This window comes from Heyndrickxia camelliae, from assembly GCF_002844575.1.
Taxonomy (GTDB): Bacteria; Bacillota; Bacilli; order Bacillales; family Bacillaceae_C; genus Margalitia; species Margalitia camelliae.
In genome coordinates this window covers 1-24,077 of record NZ_PIQO01000034.1, presented here as the reverse complement: position 1 = coordinate 24,077, position 24,077 = coordinate 1, and the positions used below count along the sequence as shown (strand labels likewise).

The following is a 24,077-nucleotide window of genomic DNA, read 5'->3' as shown; positions in this document are numbered from 1 at the left end:
ACTTGTCCTTTAGAGCGGTTCAAAAGGACAAAGTGACCGGGAATCCCGCCCGGCTTGTCCTTTAGAGCGAATCAATATGAAGAATGTAGAAGAGCTGTGACCATCGATTACAGCTCTTTTTTACATTATTGTACATTTAGCAGGAAGTTAGAAGGGGTAAATGGAATAAAATAGAAGAATTACTTTGTAAGGAGGGAATAATAGACATTTCCAATGCTTTCGTTGTTGTTGGTGGATATGTAGAAGATCGACAAGGTTATATCATTTAATAAAAACCCGTGATAATGGTTGGGGTTTTTCTGTTGGATAAGTGGAAATTGGAGAAAATCTGATGGATGCATTGGGATGTGAAATTAAAGTTACCGGATTATAAATTTTAGTTTAGAATCTATTCGAATACAGGGATAATTAACTTTTATGATACCGTCACGGATGTTCCAACACAATTTATGTTTGATACCGGAAGAATCAACCGATAACAGCTGGGTGGCAAATGATTTAGTTCTTAATATTAATACCAAGCTATTTGAACTCGTTACCAGTGTTATTTCAAGTTTAGACGTGGCACTTATTTCTATAAAGAATAGTTTCATTAGGAGGTAAACTCAATATGTCTAATAAGAAATATCATAGAGCTTTTGGAGTGTACGGTATATATGTTAAAGATGGAAAACTCCTAGTAATAAATAAAAATGGTGGTCCATATATAAATCGTTTTGACTTACCTGGAGGAAGTTTGGAAGAAGGTGAAACTCTATCAGAAGCAATGAAAAGGGAATTCCTTGAAGAAACTGGTCTTGAAATGGAAATCGAAGAAAACATCGGAGTAATAGATTTTAAATTACCTTGGTTATGGAACCAGTTTACGCATGTTCACCATATAGCTGTCTATTATTCTGTTAAATGTATTGGCGGAACAATAAAATTACCGGAACAATTTAAAGGACAGGACTCATTGGGCGCAGTATGGGTTTCCGAAAAAGATGTTTCTCTGGATAATGCTTCTCCATTAGTTTTAAAAGCCTTTGAGTGGCTGAAGACAAAGAATTTAGGAATTAATGCTGATATATACAAGGAGTGGAAAGTATTAAAATAAATGTTTTCAATCCAAAAAATAGTAGAAGAAGGAAAAATGTCAAATCATCTTGAAAAAGCAGAGCAAGAAATATTTAATATAAAAATTTATAGAGAAAGCGTAGTGAGCCCCACACAATGGCAAAGCGAAAAGGTAATGGCTTATAGAATGGCATTTTCAGGCGAACAGCCATGTGGTGGCTCCTCCTCGCAAAAATTTGATGAATACAGTTTATGAAATGTTAAAGACCAAGAAACGCAGGGAAGCTTACTACCCAAACAGAGTTCCTGTGACTCGATTTTTAAGTATTATAATGAAGGAATAATTAACACAAAGAGCGGACAGTAGTTACAGGATACACCCTGATGAATGTAGAAAGGGGTACGCTACTGAGCACCATCGACTTTGTTTTATGCAGGTGAAAAAAGCTAGGGTTTGAAAAAGTTGGAGTATCTTAGAAAAAAAGAATGAGGTTTAAATATGGATACGACTATGCATAATCGAAGGACCTGGGTAAAAAAGTAGAAAAACAGTCTGTTTATACTATGGCTGTTACAAAGGAGATTATTGAAAAAAGCAAAAAAGGAGAAAGGTAAATCACAGTGACAACAGGTAACCCTGTTCCAAGAAGTTCGCTTCCGAAAACATTACAAGGATTGAAAATATTATGTTTAGCCTAAGGTGGAGGTCAACAGGGCCCAATATTGGCAGCAGCAGGAGCACTAGTGACTGTAATCGATAGCAATTAAAACAAGATGAACTTGTAGCAAACCGAGAAGGATTAACATTAGTAACGGTTCAAGGTGATATGACGGACCTCTCTATTTTTAAAAATGAATAGTTTGATATGATTGTTCATCCCGTTTCCAATCTTTTTGTAAAAGACGTACGTCCTGATGGAAAGAAGCATCGAGAGTGTTAAAAGATAAAGGTGTTCTCATTTCTGGTTTTACCAATCCACTTTGATTTATTTGATAGGAAGGGAAACTTAGTAGTTAAAAACTCCATTCCCTCGTCATCATTAGATAATCTAACAGAAGAGGAAATAGAAAAATATCTTACAACCGATACAATAATTGAATTCGGACATACATTAGAAAATCAAATTCAAGGGCAATTTGACGCTGGTTTTGTACTTAATGGGTTTTATAAGGATAATTTTGGTGGAAATAGACCATTAGATAAATATATAAAATGTTGCTACAAAAGCAATTAAGGTAAGTAATAGGTGGATATGAAAGTCAATTCGCGTAATTTATATTTCCCTCCTTCTAATATAAAATGTCAAGAGCTTTATGCCGGATAATAATTTGCGTTTTACCTTCCCTCCAATTGCAGCAGTTAAAAAATGATATAAAAATAGTATTGGTTTCAATGAAGACACCACGTGAATAAGTCTACCTTCCTGTGCTTACAGAGTACCATGTGAGAATGTAATCATATCTATTTTGTGGCGAAGCTCTTTATACTAGAAATTGTAATCGAAGCAATTAGCAAAAAGCTTTAATTAAATCAAAAAAACAAACTTGCCAATTTTTAAGGCAAGTTTGTTTATTATAAAAAATGTTATGTTCCAATAAATTGTTAATTAAAAAACAGAATAAGATTAATACAAACTGCTTTATTCTTGATAGGATTCCTCAATATTTTGTGCAAAGAGTGCAGCTTTTAAATATCGTTTCGCTAGCATCTGATAATAAGCAGTGTACACGGATAGAGTAGCGATAACAATAATATTCTTAATTGCTTCCCTCTGTTGCTGATGGATATTAGCATAGCCGTCTACAATATCCTTGGCTTTAGCTTCAATAATTTTCTCCATAGTTGCAACCGTATGTAAATTTAATTTCTCACCAAAATCGGTACCTCTCCAATTTAGCTCATCAAATAAGCTGGAGTATGTAGCATACAGATGAATAGGATTAATGAGATCATCTTCGTTATCCTCTGGGTCATTAATGATGAGTTTTAATAGACGGCGTATTGATTCAAAATCAAGTGAGGACTTAAGATCCTCTATTAAAAATAATAATGCTGTTTGTTCTAATGAATATTTTTTGCCTTTTTGAGGGGATACAATCATTTCTTTCATATCTCGCTTAACCCAATTTTGTACAGCAGTTGCGGAGAAATTTGTATTCTCAATCTGATTGCCTAATGCCACGATTTCATTTAATGAAAGCCCAATATCAATCTGAGTTTCCTTTAATATTTTATCAAAAATAGGTGGCAAGTAGGTGGAAACTAATGTGTTGATTGTACTTCCATCATTTATTGAATTATTTGTTGACCTTAACCAACCCTCTTGTAATATTTTTAAAGGCTTTTTGTCATTCCATCCCTTTAAAGCTAGCAAGAGTTCTGCCATTTCTTTTCTTGTAAGGTGAAAAGTATCCATCTTTTAATCTCCAGTTCGATAAGTTCTTATGAACTTAGCTTATGATTTTTTAGAAAAAAAGTCAATTACAGCTAGGAATTAATGAATTTACACTTGATTTTTTAATTAAAAGTTCATATAATAAGTTCATAGGAACTAATCTAATGATAGATTTCTTTTGTTAGGGATATATTAAAGGAGAAGAATGTAAATGTTAAAAAAATTAATTGCAGTAGTGACAGCTTTCACATTTGCCTTTACCATTTTAGGACTAGGGTTTTCACATGATGCTTCTGCGAAAGGATATCGATCGATAAAGAGATCTTATACACCGCCGACACATCAATATCAAAAACCAAACAATAGCCAAAGTAATTCGTATAACTCAACAACAAAAAATAATAATACGAAATCCTTTTTCTCGAATAAGTCCTATTCAAATGGCAGTAAGGGAAGTTTTGTTAAAGGAATGCTATTAGGTGGATTAGGCGGCTATTTAATGGGACATATGTTCGGTTCCACATTTGGAGCTTTTGGAAATGTTCTGGCGCCAATATTCAATATCATCTTCTTTATCATCATTTTGATGGTCATTTGGAGAGTATTTAAATTTTTGCTAAGGCCAAGAAGGTATTAATAAATGGAAATAATAAAAATAGATGAGCAAGAAATAGTAAATGCTATATGTGTATTCACCGCAAATAAAAGAGGAATTACCCCGGAAGCAGTTTATGTGGAACTACTTTTTGATGATGTCGAAGGATATTCTGCTGAAGTTGAAGTAAATGGTCAAACAGAAATAATATCAGAAGCAAGAATGGTCGAGGCTTTAAGAAATTGGATCGACTTAGAATATAATAAAGACCCCTTTTCTGTAGGTGTTCGCTTAGATTTACATGAAGGGGAAGGCATCGTAGCCTACATTAGTTAAACACAAAAACCAAGCTGGATTACTCTGGCTTGGTTTTTTCTATGGACGAGAAACTTTTTTGGGATGAAGGGATGGGATGAAGGGACAGGTACTTTGTCCCATATTAGTGGTAGGATTGTAACAATAGTAATAAAATTTAAAATAAACTTGAAATAAAGAAATAATTTGTAATAAAATGGTCATAATAGGAATTTTATATAAAAGTAGGAGGGAAGTCACATCAACTGGTAAATTATACTCGCTTATAAAAAGCCTCTTAGAAATTGTCCTCTAAAGTTAACCACATCATTCGTTCTACTAAAAAAACTTTCCAATTAAAGTGATTTAGACACAATTCGAACAATGATATTAAAATATTTTTTTATTCCAAGGGGGAAGAAGCTGCTTCGTTTTACCTATATTATTGCTGCTTCTTTTAATAGCATTAACAATCGCAATCCTTCGCATGAATAAATAAAGGAGGGGAATACGATGTTTCGTTTTATTTGGCAAAATTGGTGGCGTCATAAGGAACGCTTCATTTTACTCCTTGTTGGTGCCTTAATTGTCAGTTCCGGGTTAAGTTATCTTGTCGGTCTATCGCAATCTAATAAAGGGACAGTTGAACAAACGTTGGCAAAACATTGGTCTGCTTCTTATGACATTGTAGTCAGACCGCCAGATTCTCGCAGTACTACAGAAGTAAATCATTTACTGGAACCTAACTATTTGAGCGGAATTAGCGGGGGGATCAGTGTTGCTCAATATAAAAAAATTAAAGAAATTGAAGGGGTGGATGTAGCTGCTCCAATTGCAATGATTGGATATATAAGATTGGGATTTAAGTTTCCTAAAAAGGTTCCTCTTACTGAAAGTGGATTATATAAGTATAGCGAAAAAGAAGTGACGGACAACGGTGTTACTAAGAAAATACATACTAATTCTTTTTTCTTTCCTGTCGGTACTTTTGACCCCTATGATCGAAATGTAAATCATCCGTTTGAATACGGTGTAATTGCTTATAATGGAGAATTATCTTTAGTTAATTCACTCTTAATGGCTGGAATTGACCCGGAACAAGAAGCAAAATTAGTTGGATTAGATAAATCTATCCTTAATCAAGGTTATAGCCGCTATTTTAGCTCCTCCGATAAATCAACTATAAGAACGGAGGAGATTGATAGTATAGGAGATTCAAAAGCTTTTAAACGTACCATTCCCGAAATCCCGATTATTGTAAGTAATCAACCGCGAGTGAAGAAAAGTATAACCTACACTATACAAGCATTAGATGTACCTTTTGATACTGTCACAAAAGCGAACAAAACAATGGAAAAAGTAAAGAAAAACGGAGGTGAGAAATACTTAAAGACATTACCTATAAATGAAAAAGGTCCAAAATATGAATTTACATTTTCACCGGAGCAAGTTTACAAAACAATGATGAAGGAAGTAGCCGGAATTGACTTTGACTCAAAATATGTATATATGGCCAGTAGTTCTAGCGATACTGTTACCATCTCAGATAAGCCAAGTATGCTCGGATATAAAAAAATAAAAAGTCCTTTTTCAACAAAATGGCCATATGCATTTGACTTAAAAACTTATAAGGATCCTAACCTGAAAACAAGCATTTTTCGACCATACAATGGATTTATCGTTGATTATGGCGGTGGCGACGAGTGGATTAGTGTAGATCCCAAATGGATTGGCACATATGATCCGAGTAAACTAAACGTTCCTCAAGATCCTCTGACACAGCTGCCAATGGAAACATATCGTCCTGCATCGGCACAGCTTGTTTTGGATAAGGATAAAAATCCAGTGAACCCACCAAAAAGTTTGCTTCCAACAGATGGTGCTTACGATCTCTTAAGTCAACCTCCATCTATATTAACTACTATTGATGCAGCAGAAAAGATTGTAGGGAAGAAGCCTATTTCCGCGATTCGCCTTAAAGTGGCTGGTGTGAAAACTTTAAATGATAAAAGCCAGCAAAAGCTTGAAAGTATCGCAAAGGAAATTCTCGATAAAACTGGATTGATTACCGACATCACTTTGGGTTCATCACCACAATCGGTTCTAACACATGTACCAACAATTAATGACCAAAAAGAAATGGGATGGATTGAACAACCATGGGTTAACATTGGCTCAGCCTATACCATTTATCATGAAACTCAAGTAGGATTTTCAGGAATAATTGCTAGTGTTATGGTAGTTGCCATTGTATATGTGTTGGCATCCGGTCTCGTTTCTCTGTATGCAAGGCGAAAAGAGTTTGCTGTATTGCTAGCAATTGGATGGAGACCTAATCAAATTACTAAGCTATTATTTTTAGAATCTACTATATTAGGAAGCTTTGTAGCTATCGTAGCATGGTTGATTTTAGGATGGGTTCTCATAATGAAAGGAGCGGAAACTTCTGCCTTACGCTTTATTTTAGCCGGATTGTTTGGACTTGTCATTTACTGGTTAGGTGCAATAGGACCTGCATATTTAGCAAGTAGAATCAATCCTTATGAAGCAATGAGGACTGGAGAAATTTCTTCGACAGCCCATCGTTTTATTAAATCAACAGGCAGTATTTCCATGTCATTTAATCACTTTTTAGGAAAATGGAAGCGCTCTGTCTTATCCATAGTAGCAATGGCATTACCGACAGCGTTGCTAAGTCTGTTTTTGTTTATTACTTTTAAGCTAAAAGGCGTTATGTATACATCATGGTTAGGGGAATATGTTGCAATGCAGATTGGCACTTCCCATTACATTGCGATGGGAGTGGCGTTTGCAATTGCCATCTTAACAACTGCGGAAATAATGTGGCAAAACATTTCGGAACGGATACCAGAGATTGCACTTTTAAAAGCTGTTGGGTGGCAAAATTCTTCCATTAGAATGTTAATTTATCGGGAGGGTGTGTTTAATGGAATCATTGCAGGAATATTGGGGTTAGGTCTTTCATTCCTTATTATGTTGGGTATGTACAAACAATCCCCGACCGAGCAAATTTGGTTCTTTTTAGCGACAGGTTTAATACCGGTTTTTGCTGGAGTATTAGGTGTTATAATTCCCGCAGAAAGGGCAGTTCATATCCAACCAGCCCAAGGTGTTTTACACTCATTTTCCAATAAGAGAAGGACAGAAACTTGGTTTAAGGCGCTTTTTGCTGTACTCTCTATCCTCCTGCTTACTGGTTTGGTCATGGTAACGATACGTTTAATGTCATAATGATTGTTTAGAGAGGAGGTAAATATGTTGAGACTAGTGATTCGTCTTCTAGGAAGTTTATTACTTTGGTGCTGCATCTCTATAATTCTCGTATTAATAATTTTATTTCCTAGAGATACAGGTACGTATCGAGATGATAGTAATCGGGACGTCATGTATTATCAGTTTAAATGGGAAAGTTATAAAGAAAATATTAGGAATTATTTGGATGTTGTAAAGAAATATAAAGGTTTAGGCAAAACAGATCGAGATCAGCCTGTAGAAACGGAACTGAAGTATTATTTCAAAAAAAGCATTATTATATTATTGCCTGCATTGTTGCTGAGTATTTTTATGGGGATTTGTAAAGGTATTTTAGATTATAAGTTTCGCGGAAAATTTGGCCGCTTTTTTTGGAGAGGAGCAACATGGTTGGGGCAATCTGTACCGGATTTTTTTCTTATTTTTCTAGTACAGACATTGCTGTTTATTGGCATGCGGCATGGATTGCCAAGGATTGATATGTACGGCGATGACAAGCTTTCCAATGTACTATTGGCAATCTTTTTCTTGAGTATGTATCCTGCCTTTGTTATTGCCAGATATACTTGTCAGGCCATGGAAGAAGAGGAGGAACAAGATTATATCAAAACAGCCAGAGCAAAAGGAGTACCGGAACGAGCAGTGTTAATGAGGCATATGCTTAGAAATTGTTTGCCTAAATTGCACCAGCATTTTATGGTTATTGTATTAACGTTACTTTCTGGAATGTTTGTTGTAGAACTTTTAACCTCGTATCATGGTATAGGTACACGCTTAATAACAGCGATGCATATCAAGTATTCAATAATGCCTGGCGAACCCCTGCCGATTGATACCTCTGCAGTAATCGGATTTAGTTTACTAATATTAGTAATGCTATTAATGGCCCAGTGGTTGGAACAAATAATAGCCTACATTCTTAATCCGAAGAGAAGGAGGATTAGGCTATGAGAAAAATTCCATCGTTATGGATAGGGATCATAGGGTGTGGATTTTTTGCGATTATTTTCTTCTTTGGACCATATTTACCAAAAGTTGATCCAGAAGTTCCCACTCATCCATATGTAGTTGGCCCGAAAAGCAATTTAGATTATATGATGCCTCCTTTCCCTCCAAATTCTCAGTTTATATTGGGCTCGGATAAACAAGGCAGGGATATTTATAGTGCGTTAATAATGGGTACTCGCAGTACATTAGAAATTGTCATATCTGTTTCACTTATCACTTTTTTACTCGGTATTCCTTTTGGTGTTGTAGCAGCACATTGGAGGATTGTAAAAAAGATTTTACACGCATGGAACTATTTATTTTCAAGAATTCCTGTATTTTTATGTATGGTATTCTTATCAACCATTCCTTTCTTTGTTTTTACTCCAAATCGGCCGTTTTGGCTAATGGGTTATTTGGTTATCTTTGAGTTAGGAAAAGTTGGAGAAGTTGTTCGCAAAAGTGTGGAGCTAATCCAAAAAAGCACCTATTATGAGGCAGGCATCTTAGCTGGCACAAAACGATTTGGCTTATGGAGAAGGTATTACTGGTCTGGGTGTTATCCGCAATGGCTAGCGTATTTTATCCAACATATCGGAAGTATATTATTTCTCTTAGGTCAACTTGGTCTATTCGGAATTTTTCTTTCCCAAGTTTTTGTTCATCCAGAAATGTCGCCTAAATTTGAATTTCAAAACAATGCCTTAGTTTGGCCTATGTTTTTATTTGATGTAATAATTGATTTTGATGCTTTTCCATGGGTACCGCTTTATGGTTCATTATTTATTACCCTTTCTATGTTTTTCTTTGTTTCTTTGGGCGAAGGAATTTTGGAGTATCACTTAAGGAAACAAAGAGGATTAATTGTACAGAGAAGACCATTTTTATTTCGATCTCAAAAGTTTAGCACTAAACAACAATCGGCATCCAATTTTAGCGTTTTGCTGGAGGAAAAAGGCAACTCGATTAAAGATTTAATCGTATTAGAGGACATTTCAAAAGATTATCCTGGGGACGGAGTTATAACGAAAGTATTAGAATCGATTAATATATCATTTGAAAAAGGAGTTTTTACAACAATAATTGGGCCATCAGGGTCCGGAAAATCAACTCTATTAAGCTTAATTGGTGCACTTGATAAACCAACAAAAGGAAACATCTATTTTGAAAGAGAGATTATTACAAATTTAAAAAATAGACGACTAGCAAATTTTCGTTTTGAAAAAATCGGGTTTATCTTTCAGCAATTTCACCTATTGCCAACTTTGACTGCGATGGAAAATGTAATGTGTCCATTGTTCACTAGAAAAGTGGATTACAGCAAAAAAGAGCGGGCGATTGAACTTCTTGATGAAATGGGTTTAAAGGATAAAGTTCATGCACTGCCCTCGCAGCTTTCTGGCGGACAACAGCAAAGAGTGGCGATTGCAAGAGCACTTGTTCATCGTCCGGAGTGGATTTTAGCTGATGAACCAACGGGTAATTTGGATTCAGAAAGCAGTAAGATTGTATTTGACTTACTAAAGAAATTAAACAAAGAGAATGGAATTGGAATAATTTTGATTACACATGATCCGAATTTAGCAAAACAAACAGATAGAATTGTGGAGATAAAGGATGGAAAAATTGTTTCCGATACTCTACAAACCTGCAAGGAAGACATCGTAGGTTTATAAAATAATTTCCAAGCATTGCTTGGATTTTTATTTGGGAATAACATTTTTCTAATAATTTAAGTTAGTTTTTAACTTTCCCTTTACTCATTTAAACTCTTAAAATATTTGTAATAAATGTAAAATTATTTAAAAATAACTTGCAATTATAAAATAATTTGTAATATTATGGACATACAAAAATAAGACCTTGTGCTGTTTTGAGAGGGTGAATCTATGAAATTAGTTTTACGATTAATGGGCAGTCTTTTACTATGGGTATGTATGGCTAGTGTTCTTATAATGATTGTGCTGCTTCCAAGAGATACCCAATCCCATCGTGAGGGGACATTAGACGTTATGTCCTATCATTTTACTTGGGAAAAGTATAAGCAAAATATTACCAATTACTTTGATGAAGTGAAAGCAGAAAAAAGTTTAGGAATCACAAAGTTTGATCAACCTGTCGAGGTCGAATTATCTCTCTATTTTAAGAGAAGTATTGTAATACTTGTTCCAGCACTGCTTTTAAGTATTCTCTTGGGAGTTGGAAAGGGGGTTTTTGATTATCGCCATCAAAGTAAAGTGGGACGTATTTTTGGAAAGGGATCCACTTGGTTAGGACAATCCGTTCCAGATTTCTTCCTTATTTTCCTAGTTCAAACAATATTATCTATCGCAATGCGACATGGCTTTCCACGTTTAGATATGTATGGTGATGAGGAATGGTACAATATCTTTTTTCCTATTTTCTTTTTAAGTATGTATCCTGCTTTTGTTATAGCGAGGTATACATCTCAGGCTTTGGAGGAAGAAGATGAACAGGACTATATCAAAACCGCCAAGGCAAAAGGGGTTCCGGAAAGAGTTATCCTTTGGAAACATATTTTAAGAAATGCAATGCCGAAGCTACTGCAGCATTTTATGCCTATTGTCCTCACCTTATTGTCTGGAATGTTTGTAGTGGAATTTTTAAGCTTGTATCATGGAATTGGTTCAAGATTAATCAATGCAATACATATACGATATTCTATTATGCCTGGAGAACCTTTACCAATTGATGTACCTGCAGTCATCGGTTTCAGCCTTTTAATAATGGTGATGTTATTAATAGCACAATGGATGAATCAAATATTTGATTTTCTTTTAGACCCAAAAAGAAGGGGGAGTCATGAATGAGAAAAATTCCTTCTTTATGGATTGGCATAATTGGATGTACAATGTTTGCAATCTTTTTCTTTTTCGGACCATACTTACCAAAGGTTGATAAAAATGTCACACCTCACAGTTATGTAGTTGGACCAGAGAGCAATCTAGATTTCATTCTTCCACCATATGCACCTAATAAGGACTTTATTTTAGGATCTGATAAAAAAGGCAGAGATATATACAGTGCTTTGATTATGGGGACGAGAGGAACATTATCAACTGTTTTTTCCATCTCGGTGATAACCTTTCTAATAGCAATTCCATTAGGTGCTGCAGCTGCCCATTTATCGTTTTTTCGATATATTTTGCAAGGGTGGAATTATTTATTTTCCCGTTTGCCTGTGTTCTTCTATGTCATTATTATTTCGACGATTCCGTTTTTTATTTTTTCGCCACATCGTGCAGTATGGATGATAAGTTTTCTTATTATTTTTGAGTTAGGGAAGGTTGGCGAAGTAGTATATAAAAGTGTAAAGCTTATTCAGAATACAACCTATTATGAAGCAGGTATATTGGCCGGGTCTAAACCAATTGGTTTATGGAAACGTTATTATTGGCCGAACTGCTATCCACAATGGGTTGCTTATTTTGTACAGCATATTGGGAGTATGCTTTTTTTACTCGGACAATTAGGGATATTCGGTATTTTCATTTCGCAGTCATTATCCCAACAAGGTAGTCCTGCTTATTCTATTGATAACACTGCATTAGTATGGCCAATGTTTTTATTCGACGTATTAATCGATTTCGATGCATTTCCTTGGGTTCCGTTATTTGGTTCTATGTTTATTACATTGTCCATGTTTGTATTCGTTTCTCTAGGGGAAGGAATATTAGAATATCATTTACGAAAACATCGAGGTCTAATTGTGCAACGAAAACCATTTTTATTTCGCTGGAGAAAGCAAGAAAAATCCATTTATAAAGAAGATAAACATAACGAAGCAGGCTAAATCCAAGGATCTAAGATTCTTGGATATTTTTTTTCGAAAAACGTATGATTTTATGATAATGAAACAACTTAATCTTTAGGGATATCTTTTTGTATTCAAGAATAGAAAGGATGAAATGGGATGGATGTTACACTGGGTTATTTACGTGAGACACTGTCGAATCACCTTAACCGCGATGTCGGGAAGCAAATCTATAAGAAGCTTTTACACCACCAATACAAAAACGAGGGTGATTTTGTTAGAGACCTAAATGACGGGGAAATGGCCTTTTTAAATACGATTTTGGAAAAAGAATTAAGATATGCAATTGAAGAACAGGATGAAAAAAGAGTTAAAGAATTAAATGAGGTATACGAACTTTTATAATAGGCGGTGGAAATAATCGGAGCTATAGAAAGAAATGGTTATTTATTCGAACCTGAATTTAGTGTAATCAGCCAGAATGGTGCTATCCATGTTTCTCATAATGGCCGGTTTATCGAGGAAATTAGATTCGATTTTTCAGGAAAATATCCGGAGCATGCGAAAATTGAAGCATTAGTAGACAAATATTGTGAAGAGCACCAAATTTAATTTACGATAATTTAATTATGTAAATTAAATTCTATAGTTAATAATAAAATTATTATGTAAACAATAATTAAAAGATCCACGTCTGGATCTTTTTCTTTTATAGGGAAATTCAACGATTTTTTCTACTATTCAAGAGGAGTGAAATCTATTAAAATTAGCTTATAGATTGATAGATTTCATTTGAAGGGTGGACTAGATATTGAAAAAAGTACTCTATTCTATATTTGTAAGTTTCCTTATTTTTTCAATATTCACCCCGGTATCGAAGGCTGAGATGAAGACAGATAAAGTGATTGTTGTTTTTAAAGATAAGATTGATAAGAAGACAATCGATCATGTGAATGGAAAGATTGATCAGTCCTTCCATAATGTTTCAGCTGTTTCCGTAAAAATTCCGAGCGAGGATATTGCATCATTAAAGAAACGTAAGAATGTGTTAGCTGTAGAACAAGATCATAAAGTGAAAATAGCTGGTCAGTGGACAGATTGGGCTATAAAGGATGTAAAGGCTCCACTTGCCTGGAAATCAAATTATACAGGCAAAGGTATTAAAGTGGCTGTTCTTGATACTGGGATATCGAAACATGATGATATACATGTTGCAGGGGGAGTATCATTTGCTTCCTATACAAAATCCTACTCTGACGATAATGGACATGGAACCCATGTTGCCGGTATTATCGGTGCTAAAAATAATGATATTGGAATTGTTGGAGTCGCTCCAGATGCCAGTCTATTTGCAGTAAAAGTACTAGATTCTGATGGAACCGGGTATTTATCGGACATTATATCTGGGATTGACTGGTCTATCAAAAACCATATGGATATAATTAATTTAAGTTTTGGAACTAAAGAGAAATCAGTTGCACTGAAGCAAATAGTAGATGAAGCATACAATAAAGGCATTTTGGTAGTAGCAGCTGCAGGGAATGGAGGAAATACTTCAGGTACGGGGGATACTGTGCAATTCCCCGCGAAATACCATTCTGTAATTGCTGTTGGAGCCGTTGACCATAAAAATCAGCGTGGAACTTTTTCTGCAACAGGTGCTGGTTTAGAGGTAGTAGCTCCTGGAGTGAATGTTTTAAGCTTTTATTTGAATAATGAATATGCTTATATGAGTGGAACTTCGATGGCAGCTCCTTTTGTAAGCGGAACGCTAGCTTTATTAAAGCAAGCAAATCCAAGACTATCTAATATTCAATTGAGAGAAATACTAGATAATCAGGCAATCGATTTAGGAAAAAAAGGTAAAGACTATTTATATGGATACGGGCTAATCCAAGCACCATACATATCAACGAGCCAAGTCCATTCAACTAAACCCAAAAAAACAATGGCAGGTACAAGTAAGAAACTGAAGATGGAAAGTAAGAAGGTTACGTCCATCATCATCTCTACCCATAAAACCGTTTATCGCATGGGGAATACAGTATGGATAACTACAAAGGTTACCGACAAAGAAACAAAAAAACCTATCTCAAAAGCTAATATAACCTTATCTATTTATTCACCAAAAGGAAAGATTAAAAGCATCCATGCAACAGCTAATGCAAATGGATTTGCCTCATTTAAATTGGTGACAACCCGCGATTACCCAAAAGGTTATTACCGGCTTAAAACAACTATTAAGAAAGCTGGTTATAACACGGGATATAGTACCAAGACGATTAAGTTACACTAGAAGAATTATTTTAAATTAGCAAAGAGGCTGGGACACAACANCACAACACAGTGAAAATCAAAAAAGCGCATGAAATCAAATTTAAAAATCTTGATTTCATGCGTTTTTGCTTTCGTAGATTTAACCAATTTCAATGATTTTTTTACTTATGTCCCAGCCTCTATTTTTAGAAAATCAGATTTTGCAAAGAAATTGAGCGTTTGTGAGCTTCTAGAATAATGGTACAAGCTGATTTATGGTAAACTTAAATTAAATAAATTATCATGAAACGAGGAATGATATGAACAAGATTAAAAAACATAGGTCAAAAACATTTAAATCGATTCTCCGGGGACTTGTAATAATTATTGGAGGATTTATTGCAGCATATGGTCTGGAAACGGTATTAATTCCAAACAACGTATCTGACGGGGGCGTGACAGGGCTTAGTATCGTGGGTTCCAAATTATTTGGATTACCATTAGGTGCTCTAATCGTCATTATTAATATCCCTTTTATCTGGTTGGGATACAAACAAATTGGAAAAAGTTTTGCCATTTATTCCGTTATTGGAATAGCATCTCTTGCTGCTGGAACAAGCCTTCTGCATCATACTCCCGCGATTATTGAAGGCGATACCCTGTTAGTTACTGTCGTCGGTGGAATTATTCTCGGCTTTGGTATGGGGATAGCATTGCGTAATGGCGGTGCCCTAGATGGTATTGATATGTTAGCCGTACTGCTATCTCGTAAATTACCTTTTGGGACAAGTGACTTCATTCTTTTCCTTAACTTATTTGTATTTATTTTTGTTTCAACGGTCTTCGGCCTTCAGGGTGCAATCCTTTCCGCTATCGCTTATTTTATTGCTTCTAAAGTGATACACATTGTAGAAGAAGGATTAAGCGGCTCTAAGACTTTTAAAATTATAACCACGCAGCCTGAATTAATGGTAGAAACCATACGAGATCGTTTAGGTCGGAGTGCAACGTATAATGAAGTATACGGTGGTTATTCACATGAAAAATTTAAGGAAATTACTTGTGTCATTAACCGCTTAGAAGAAAGCAAAATAAAAGAAATCATTCATGAAATTGATGATGGGGCATTTGTCACAGTATATGATGTAGCAGAAGTTAAAGGCGGTAATTTCAGAAAGAATAATATTCATTAGGATGAAGGTAAAGCCTAAATAAAAATCCATAAAAAATTCCTTTTCGTATTGCTAGAAGGACTTTTTTGTGGATTTTTTATGTAATTGGAATCTTTGAATACGATAACTACGAGAGCTTAGGTCAACAGCAAGAAATTAATATTAGGATTCACATGTAATTTCCCCTTCCATTTGTGAAAATAATGGGCCAGTATAACTACAAAAAATACTGAATCATGTTCAAGCGGCTTATTTTAGGTATAGAAACATATAGAAATGATAAGGAGGGGTTAGCGGAAAAAAGGAATATCCAATAATTTTACAGAATAAAGCAATAAAGATTGTAGTAGTCAAGTGAATATATTGGATGTTCTCTTGTGCAATCAATCTTTCTATATAATTAATTAATGAGATTGATAAAATGTAAAAGAGATAAATAATTGATTTCACACTAGTGAATGTGTTGCAGTTTATCAAGGAAGGGAAGGTAATGCTACAAAAAATGCTAATTATTTGTTTCTAAAAAACTCATCAATAAACAATAATATTCTAACCGATGTTGTACCTAACCGAAACATTAAAGGATAATTTTTTTATGTAGTACATAAGTACTTTTCAGATTGGTATTTTTGGTTCCCAATATTATTATTTAGTCTTTTAGTTTTTTCTTAATAATTCGGAATGTACTCCAACTGAAAGATTATTTAAACTTGAAATTCATTTTTAAGAAATTTCGACTGCTAAGAAGTAAAAGGAATCCGTCTTTCATTGTTTAAATGTTTAAATACTTAATACATTTAAATTAGTCACTTGTTCACTATCACAATTTGACGAAAATGTGCAACGTTATTTATAACAAGTAATGAGTACAATTTCCAATGAAAGGAGTGACAAAAATTCATTTAGGTGGGAATTAATTTCCGTAGTATGAGTAGTGTACAATATGTTCCTCAAGCTTCCAATCTTGCTTCAATGTGTTTTTCCTCCTTAAATTACATGTATCAGCAAAATCTTATCATGTCCTTAGGACAAGGAATTTATCAAATAGAAAATTATTTACTTTGCACTGGTTGCACCTCGCTGGTATAAAGGCTATTAATAGGGGGGCACATTCATTTTGTAAGAATCCTATGCTAAGCAATAAGTACACTTAATAATATTGATAAAAAAAGAGTTTTATAACATACAGTTTTATGTTGTCTTTTTTCAAAGATTGAATGTTAATAGAGCAAAAAAACAGCCTTATCTTTTAAACGAGTTAAGGCTGTTTTCCCGTTTGATAAAATTATTTTATAACTTACATAACAGTTGGCTTAGCGCCAATTTCAAAGCTTGTTTAGGGTTTTCTTTTCCGTTGATAGATCGCCATCCTACGAAACCATCCGGTCTTACCAGTACAGCACCTTCTTCTGAGATACCATAGTGAGATTTCCAATCGTTATTTATATCCTTCAGGTTTCCTTTTGAGTGAATAGAGTAAGTATCGATAGGAACTCCGATAGATTCTGAAACTTCGCAAGCAGTTTCAGACCATGACTCCAATTCCGTTAGCAACACGAAGTTTTTGCCAAATAGATCTAATGTAGAGAGTTTCTGATTTTGCCTTTCTAGCCAAACATGTGGTGCACGAGTACCTGGTCGCCCATCAAGTACTAAATACGTCATGGGAAACTTCTCATCTATGTTTGTGATCACTGCTGAGGAATGATATTGATACGCTAAACTAATAAGAAGCCCATCGGCTGGATTAGGAGGTTCATCTGTTTTCTTTTTCATAATTGCGAATACTCCTGAATTAGCTAATAAACCAGCTTGTTCAGCTGTGAATTTTCCAATGGGTTGTCGCTCCGTTTGATATGTTTCTAAAAGTACTGGACTTGCTTGATATTTAATGACAGCTGCTAGTTTCCATGCTAAATTGTGTGCGTCCTGAATCCCGGTACTTCCGCCAAATCCCCCTGTAGGTGGCATTATATGGGCTGCATCACCAACGAGGAAAATTCTTCCATATTGAAAAAGGTCCGCAACACGAATAGCTGCTTCCCAAGGTAAAATACTAAGCAGTTTAATATCAATTTGATGCAGTCCAATGGCTTGTTGGATCAACTTTATACATATTTCATTGGTGAAATCTTTTAAACTCTCTCCTTTTTCAGGGTGGTAAGTCACATGGTAGGTAAAACGATGGGAATGACCAACAGAAAATAAGGTTCCTTCAGTCTGAGAGTTTTTTATGTTACAGATACTGAAGCTACCATCCAGTAATAATCCACTTAGATCAGCTTCAAATAGCATGTTGATTTGATGCCCCAGTGATTGACCAGGCATTTTGATACCCAAACGATTTCGTATGAAACTATTCGCTCCATCAGCTGCAATGAAATAATCTGCATGAATGATTTCTTTTTTTCCATTTATCCTATTCCTTATAGTAGCAGTCACTTTGTTCTCATCTTGTTGGAAATGGATCAGTTCTGTATTGAAGAGCGTTTTTCCTCCTCGTTGATGAATTGCATTGAGCAGTACTGGTTCAATCTGATCTTGTGTACATTTACAACCATCTGTTGGACTTAGTATTTTCGCTTGCTCCATCAGTTCAAGTAAGATGGGAGGAATTTTTTTGGGAGAAGATAGATGCTTGGTTAAGTTGGCTTGAGCAAGCGTTTCCGCATGGACAATTCCCAAATTATTCTTCATGGAAGCCCCTGCTTTTCTTATTTCCTCTTCTAAACCAAGTTGCCGCATTATCTCCATTGCACGAATGTTTATTCCACGAGAACGAGGATGGATCGATGTGTTTGAATGACGTTCGATAAGCAGGTAAGGAACTTGATGATGACTTAAAAAAAGGGCAGCTGATAGACCGACTAAGCCACCACCAACAATTAAGACTGGAATATGTTTTTCATTCATTTTCTACGCCTCTTTTCTTAGAGGATTGTTTTTTTGTATTGGGAGGAAACGGCACATTCCGACGATTTTTAAACTCTAAAAGGATTTCATTAATGCTCTCATCCGATAAATCATTTTTAAATTCTTCTACTTCCTCTTGTACTAATAAGGATAATCCTTCGTTTACGGACAAGTTGAGACCCTCACAATATTTACTAAAAAGGGCAAATAAATCAGACTCCACTTTCCAAGGATATTGATGAATTTCCTTTTTAGATTTCTTTGCATGCTTTTTCAGTCTACTCATGAATTTCACTCCTAATTGTATTTCTTTATAGATATCTTAATGCATATCTAAATATAAATCAATAAATATATATGGAAATAACCTACAATTTTTTTACGGTGTCAACATTGAGTATATGGCGCAGTATCCAGAGGAAAAAGGTAATTATCTCACGTAATTTTCATCGCAGAATAAATTAGCGAGGACTGTAATACAACGAAACGATTCCCTTTTTTCTCAACTGTCAGCCTGCGAGTGCACTCAGGATTTTAATCAATACAATCACGATCTGGAATACAATTTATTAAAGCGAGGTAGCTGAATGTTTAATGCAGACGAATCTTTTTCCTGAATATTTATTGAGTCATATTTCTCCATTAGGCTGGAAACACATTAGTCTCTTAGAAGAATACAAGATTAATTTTGATCGAACGATTAATTTACACAATTACAGACATATGGGTACGAATTAAAAAATGAATCCCTCAGCATTTAAACCGATGAGGGATTTATTCTTATCTTAGAGAGATTCGAGTGTTTTTTTATTTTGAATCTCTTAGCCTAGGATTTTTTCAAAGGTCTCGAAGATATTCAGTAAATTACTAACAAAGCCACTCTTAAATTACAGGTAGGAGGGTTTGTATTTGCCTCGTGTCGGGTAATTACAGGGGATAGTATGGGTATAACAATGGTATTAGAATCAGTTAATTAATACAAGCTGACCTCCGAAGGGGGTAACAAATTTTTATGGAATAACCTAGGGTAGCTTTTCTATTTTTTACTAAATAGATATTACCAAGTGCAACCTAAGTAGGTGATGTTTAGGAATGAATGACAAAAGGGATTGTCTTGACATAAATGAACCTTGGTCGTTATTTATTCGATCTTATACAATTTCAATTGAGTTTAATGGAATTGCAAAAATTGCAATTAATAGATATGCAGAACCATATAAATATTCTTAAAAAAAGTAAACGGATGTGAACCTTTAGATACATTTAAATAATAATAAAAAGATTTAACTAAAACTTTTGGATAGGTTATCTTGCTGAGTGAGTTATGACTATAATTTTATAAGGAATAAAGAAAATGTAGTCTTTACTTTTGTAATCCCGATTCAAAAAAAAGGCAGATATACTTAAGATCATAAAAGTCGAGGGGAATTACAAATATGTGGTTAGTACTGATATGAAAAGGAAAAGGGGAGGGAGCAGTCTTATTAATCAACTTGAGAGGGTCTGGAGTCGAGAGGGTAGATGTCCTGTAATGAAAAAGAAAAAATATGAGGTTTTGAATATAAAAAAGCCACTTAGTGAGTGTCCTAAGTTTGACTGCAAAAAGGGCACAAACGTAATAACCAAGGGGAGATTCTAAAATAAAAAGATTGTTATTTCTCAAAGGTAAATTATAGGTGTTTTTATTGCTATATATGCAATCTCTAATCAAAATATGTAATAAACGCATACGTGTAATCTATTTATTTTAATTATCATGTTAGAATTAAGAAGAGATTGGAAATTCTTGAGGCAATCTTTTTGGTGTAAGAGATAATACTCAAAATCATAAAACGTTATAATTTTGGTTCTAAAATGAGAAATTTGCCAAGAATATCTAAAGAACATTATGGCTACTATTTATGGAGTAAATGATTCTAACCAATTAAGGTAGAACCCATTACCATGGACTCTGGAAACATATGCTTTATTAGAACTAAATACTATAAAGGAGTTTACAACTTTTTTAGTGGGAAATTGTCACAATACTTTGTGAAAATAACCTTTACTACAATCTGTACATTTAATCCATTGAGAGATAATACACCCAATGGATTAAGTATATTTTTAATACCTTAATCGCGCATAGCTCCTGCCTCTCGGGATGTCATTGCACCTTGACCTGCGCTTACATCTTTTTTGATTTCTTGTTTTACTTGTAGTGCATCCGTTCCTGCAAATTCTGGTTTCATAATAGAATCCAATTTCTCTTTAGGATGTTGTTCCATATACAATACCTCCTGCTAGTGCTATTCAACAATCTTATTATTGGTTAAAAAGACTAGGTATATGTGGAGAAATTGAGGCTTTCATATTTTCATCTGATATATGTCGATGAAAAAGTTTGTACATAACCCTATATCACATTTGATTTGTAAGACTTGGCTAGATAACGTTCAATAAACTCAGCTAATCCATCATTTTCGTGATTCTCGGTAACAAAATCAGCTACAGCTTTTACCTCTTCTCCTGCATTCCCCATTGCGACACCAGTACCAACATGACGAAGCATCTCTATATCATTGGGCCCGTCTCCAATAGCTGCGACTTCCCTTGGACTAATTCTTAATATTCGTAGTAAACTTTTTATTGCAGACCATTTGGAAACATTAGGAGCAACTATTTCAAACCCATCATTCCAATTGATGACTTCACCTTCCTCTTTAAACATAGCGGATAAATTGGTACATGGTGAACCTGTTCGAACACTATATTTAAGAACATCTTGATAAGTTGCCTGTCTTAAATCTCCAATATACCGTGGTGGTATTTGCCCAACTTTTGTCCAAGAATCAATTTCTTCATCCATATTCTTACAATATAGCCCATTTGCTGTATGGACAATAACATTACAAGGATATTCGGCAGTCAGCTGATGAAATCGTTCTTCGTTCAGTCGTATCGGTTTCATTTCAATAGCTTTGCCTGTTTTTGCATCGTGAATAGAGGCACCATTTAAGCAAATCATTGGAGTTTTTAGACCAAGCTCTTTATGATAGGGAGCGGTTATGTCATAGTGTCTACCAGTAGCAAGAAAAACCTTTACTCCACTATTAATAAGACTATTAATAGCCTCCATATTTTTGCCGGAAATGGTGTTTGAGGCGTTTAATAATGTACCATCCATATCAATAAATATTGCACGCATATCCATTTATTCTGCCTCCTCTTTCGTTAGTAAACCAATCATATCATCTAAATATTAATGTAATGTAAACTCAGTGTTCAGATTAAATGAAGTTTATAAACAAGGAAGGTGGATTCAAGAAAAATCATAGTTCCAATAACGGGGGATTTTATGATCTGCATACAGTAAATGCTTCATAAAGAGTTTAGAACTTGTTTTAATGATGATGGTGTTCTAGGGTATTGGGATGAGATGATCCCTAATTATACTATATTTCATGATGATGATAAGACATTCTCGTGTATATGGACGGAATACTCGAATGATTTTCATGTTTTCTATGGGAAATATTTGGAAGATATTAAGAAATATTCAAATGTAAGGGTTTTATGACGAAAAGTAATATTCCGGAAAATTCTTTTCCTATTTCTAGTATTCCTTGGGTCAGCTTTACAGGTTTTAATCTTAATATAAATAATGTTATTTGTTACCTATCATTACAGGAGGAAAATATTTTACACAGGAACATAAAACATTGTTACCTATTTCATTACAAGTTCATCATGCTAGTCGTTTTATAGAGGAGTAACAGCAAATAGCAAATAATTGTAATGATTGGCTCCATTAATTTATTGTTCTGACAGCTCCTTTTTCATTCAACATTAGGGTAAATGATAAAATATTCAGTTTAAACAAATAAAAAAGGATGAAGATGCAGGATTTTTGTTTCGTATGCCGAAATAGTAGGTAAAGCAAATGTTGAAGGAGGATTTATTGTGGGAGAAAACTACTTAAATAGTTTAAAAGAAAACGCAAGTGATTTATTGGACGATGCAATTGAACAATTAAAAGGTTATTTAAGTATTCCGACGATATCTGCTCAAGATTCTGCCATTCCAGAAACGGTTGCCCATGTTGTTTCGATGATTGAAAACATTGGGGGAGAAACAAAGGTTTTAGATGATCTTGGGGGAAATCCGGTTGTATACGGGTTTTTTGCTGCAGGGGAAAATGGTGACAAAGAAAGAACATTATTATTCTATAATCACTATGATGTTCAACCTCCAGAGCCGCTTGAGGAGTGGAATACAGATCCATTTACTCCAACTGTTTTGGATGGAAAATTATTTGCAAGAGGTGCCTCTGATAATAAAGGAGATTTAGTTGCGCGTTTGACTGCCATAAAAGTCCTTCAAAAAGTAGATGGCGGATTGCCTTGTAATATTAAGTTTTTAATTGAGGGTGAAGAGGAAATAGGGAGTCCGAATTTAGCACCTTATTTACAAAAGTATAAAGATCTTTTTAAGGCAGATGCTTGTATTTGGGAATTTGGCGGAAAGGATGAAAAGGACCGCATTAGTATGGTTGCCGGCATTAAAGGGATGGCATATTTGGAATTAACATGTGTTGGTGCTGATATTGATATGCATTCTTCTGTTGGGGCATATGTTGATAATGCAGCATGGCGTTTGGTTCATGCACTTGGAACGATGAAAAATGCTAGTAATGAAATTCTTGTAGAGGGTTTCTATGACGGTATTGTAGATCCAACGAATACCGAAATGGAAGCAGTGAAGAAAATTCCATTTTCTGAAGAGGCAATTTCAAGTTTATACGGATTAAAAAGACCACTTATTACTACGGAAAAAGGGGTGGATCCAAGGGAAGCCATGGTGTTCCATCCAACTATGACTATTTGCGGGCTTGAGAGTGGTTATACAGGAAAAGGGGCGAAAACGGTCCTTCCTAAAAGTGCAAAAGCAAAAATAGACTGTCGGTTAGTTCCGGGGCAGGATCCAAATCATATTTTATCATGTGTACAAGCTCATTTAGAAAATCATGGCTTTACAGATGTAAAAGCTGAATTGATTAATGGCCAAAAAGCCTATCGTTCTGATTATAATCATCCTTTTGTTGCCCATGTTCTAAAAACAGCAGAAGAAACTTATCAAACCGAAGTTGTTCTAGCACCTAATTCAGCAGGAACCGGCCCAATGTATGAATTCGGCAAACAATTGCAGCTTCCAATTGTAAGTACTGGTATTGGCTGGGTAGAGTCGAAGGCACATGCGCCGAATGAATCTATTCGAATAAAGGACTTTGAACAGGGTGTTGTTCACATGGCTTACATGTTATCGGGTTTTTCAAAGGCATTGCAATAATATAGAAAGAGGCTGGGACAAAACCCACCTCT

19 protein-coding genes and 2 pseudogenes are annotated in these 24,077 nt (G+C 34.9%); 16 read left to right on the top strand and 5 right to left on the bottom strand.

The annotated features are described in order from the left end of the window. The first annotated feature begins 610 nt into the window (after window positions 1–610). The 3 genes and pseudogenes from CWO92_RS23465 (at window position 611) to CWO92_RS26190 (ending at window position 2,291) form a co-directional block, all read left to right on the top strand. Complete coding sequence (locus tag CWO92_RS23465) at window positions 611–1,096, top strand: NUDIX hydrolase (RefSeq protein ID WP_101356618.1); 486 nt, start codon at window positions 611–613, stop codon at window positions 1,094–1,096. Next, window positions 1,097–1,312 carry a hypothetical protein gene (locus tag CWO92_RS23460; protein WP_101356617.1) on the top strand — a complete coding sequence of 72 codons (216 nt, stop codon included), beginning with the start codon at window positions 1,097–1,099 and terminating at the stop codon, window positions 1,310–1,312. A gap of 243 nt (window positions 1,313–1,555) precedes the next feature. Then, window positions 1,556–2,291, top strand: a pseudogene (locus CWO92_RS26190) (class I SAM-dependent methyltransferase). Between the two features lie 405 nt (window positions 2,292–2,696). On the opposite strand, the gene CWO92_RS23450 reads toward CWO92_RS26190, so the two are convergent. Continuing rightward, window positions 2,697–3,473 carry a DUF1836 domain-containing protein gene (locus CWO92_RS23450; RefSeq protein WP_101356616.1) on the bottom strand — a complete coding sequence of 259 codons (777 nt, stop codon included), beginning with the start codon at window positions 3,471–3,473 and terminating at the stop codon, window positions 2,697–2,699. Window positions 3,474–3,663: 190 nt separating this feature from the next. On the opposite strand from CWO92_RS23450, the gene CWO92_RS23445 reads away from it, so the two are divergent. The 11 genes from CWO92_RS23445 to CWO92_RS23395 all read left to right on the top strand — a co-directional run bounded on the left by CWO92_RS23445 (window position 3,664) and on the right by CWO92_RS23395 (window position 15,825). Next, entirely contained in the window at window positions 3,664–4,089 is a 426-nt protein-coding gene (locus CWO92_RS23445; RefSeq protein WP_101356615.1) for a hypothetical protein, read from the top strand. Between the two features lie 3 nt (window positions 4,090–4,092). Further along, window positions 4,093–4,383: a DUF2653 family protein gene (locus CWO92_RS23440; protein ID WP_101356614.1), complete on the top strand. Its 291-nt coding sequence runs from the start codon at window positions 4,093–4,095 to the stop codon at window positions 4,381–4,383. Window positions 4,384–4,854: 471 nt separating this feature from the next. Beyond that, window positions 4,855–7,593: an ABC transporter permease gene (locus CWO92_RS23435; RefSeq protein ID WP_101356613.1), complete on the top strand. Its 2,739-nt coding sequence runs from the start codon at window positions 4,855–4,857 to the stop codon at window positions 7,591–7,593. Window positions 7,594–7,629: 36 nt separating this feature from the next. Next, window positions 7,630–8,565, top strand: coding sequence for an ABC transporter permease subunit (locus tag CWO92_RS23430; protein ID WP_235851665.1), 936 nt, complete (start codon window positions 7,630–7,632; stop codon window positions 8,563–8,565). Next, complete coding sequence (locus CWO92_RS26625; protein WP_321207771.1) at window positions 8,562–10,277, top strand: ATP-binding cassette domain-containing protein; 1,716 nt, start codon at window positions 8,562–8,564, stop codon at window positions 10,275–10,277. Before CWO92_RS23430 ends, CWO92_RS26625 begins: the two co-directional genes overlap by 4 nt. 213 nt (window positions 10,278–10,490) lie before the next feature. Then, window positions 10,491–11,432: an ABC transporter permease subunit gene (locus CWO92_RS23420; RefSeq protein ID WP_101356611.1), complete on the top strand. Its 942-nt coding sequence runs from the start codon at window positions 10,491–10,493 to the stop codon at window positions 11,430–11,432. Then, window positions 11,429–12,415, top strand: coding sequence for a hypothetical protein (locus CWO92_RS23415; protein WP_101356610.1), 987 nt, complete (start codon window positions 11,429–11,431; stop codon window positions 12,413–12,415). Before CWO92_RS23420 ends, CWO92_RS23415 begins: the two co-directional genes overlap by 4 nt. A gap of 120 nt (window positions 12,416–12,535) precedes the next feature. Further along, the gene (locus tag CWO92_RS23410) at window positions 12,536–12,781 is read left to right on the top strand and encodes a sigma-G-dependent sporulation-specific acid-soluble spore protein CsgA (protein ID WP_101356609.1); all 246 of its coding nucleotides are present in this window, start codon (window positions 12,536–12,538) and stop codon (window positions 12,779–12,781) included. Window positions 12,782–12,796: 15 nt separating this feature from the next. Further along, window positions 12,797–12,988 (top strand): YbxH family protein, encoded by a 192-nt coding sequence (locus CWO92_RS23405; RefSeq protein WP_101356619.1) that lies wholly within the window; start codon window positions 12,797–12,799, stop codon window positions 12,986–12,988. A gap of 274 nt (window positions 12,989–13,262) precedes the next feature. Continuing rightward, on the top strand, window positions 13,263–14,672 hold the full coding sequence (locus tag CWO92_RS23400) for a S8 family peptidase (protein ID WP_133120607.1): 1,410 nt from the start codon (window positions 13,263–13,265) through the stop codon (window positions 14,670–14,672). A 280-nt stretch (window positions 14,673–14,952) separates the two neighbouring features. Beyond that, window positions 14,953–15,825: a YitT family protein gene (locus CWO92_RS23395; protein ID WP_101356607.1), complete on the top strand. Its 873-nt coding sequence runs from the start codon at window positions 14,953–14,955 to the stop codon at window positions 15,823–15,825. Between the two features lie 1,269 nt (window positions 15,826–17,094). On the opposite strand, the gene CWO92_RS23390 is transcribed toward CWO92_RS23395, so the two are convergent. The 4 genes from CWO92_RS23390 to CWO92_RS23375 form a co-directional block, all read right to left on the bottom strand. Next, entirely contained in the window at window positions 17,095–18,717 is a 1,623-nt protein-coding gene (locus CWO92_RS23390) for an FAD-dependent monooxygenase (RefSeq protein WP_101356606.1), read from the bottom strand. Beyond that, entirely contained in the window at window positions 18,710–19,003 is a 294-nt protein-coding gene (locus CWO92_RS23385; protein ID WP_101356605.1) for a hypothetical protein, read from the bottom strand. The genes CWO92_RS23390 and CWO92_RS23385 overlap by 8 nt, the downstream gene beginning before the upstream one ends. A 1,828-nt stretch (window positions 19,004–20,831) precedes the next feature. After that, window positions 20,832–20,984: a hypothetical protein gene (locus tag CWO92_RS25675; RefSeq protein ID WP_165786763.1), complete on the bottom strand. Its 153-nt coding sequence runs from the start codon at window positions 20,982–20,984 to the stop codon at window positions 20,832–20,834. A gap of 128 nt (window positions 20,985–21,112) precedes the next feature. Next, a complete protein-coding gene (locus CWO92_RS23375) occupies window positions 21,113–21,910 on the bottom strand; it encodes an HAD family hydrolase (protein ID WP_101356603.1) in 798 nt (265 codons plus the stop codon). 168 nt (window positions 21,911–22,078) lie between these two features. Here CWO92_RS23375 and CWO92_RS23370 point away from each other — a divergent pair. Both CWO92_RS23370 and CWO92_RS23365 read left to right on the top strand, forming a co-directional pair. Beyond that, window positions 22,079–22,472 (top strand): annotated as a pseudogene (locus tag CWO92_RS23370) (CatA-like O-acetyltransferase); the annotation flags it as partial. 187 nt (window positions 22,473–22,659) lie between these two features. Further along, complete coding sequence (locus tag CWO92_RS23365) at window positions 22,660–24,045, top strand: M20/M25/M40 family metallo-hydrolase (RefSeq protein ID WP_101356602.1); 1,386 nt, start codon at window positions 22,660–22,662, stop codon at window positions 24,043–24,045. Window positions 24,046–24,077 lie beyond the last annotated feature (32 nt).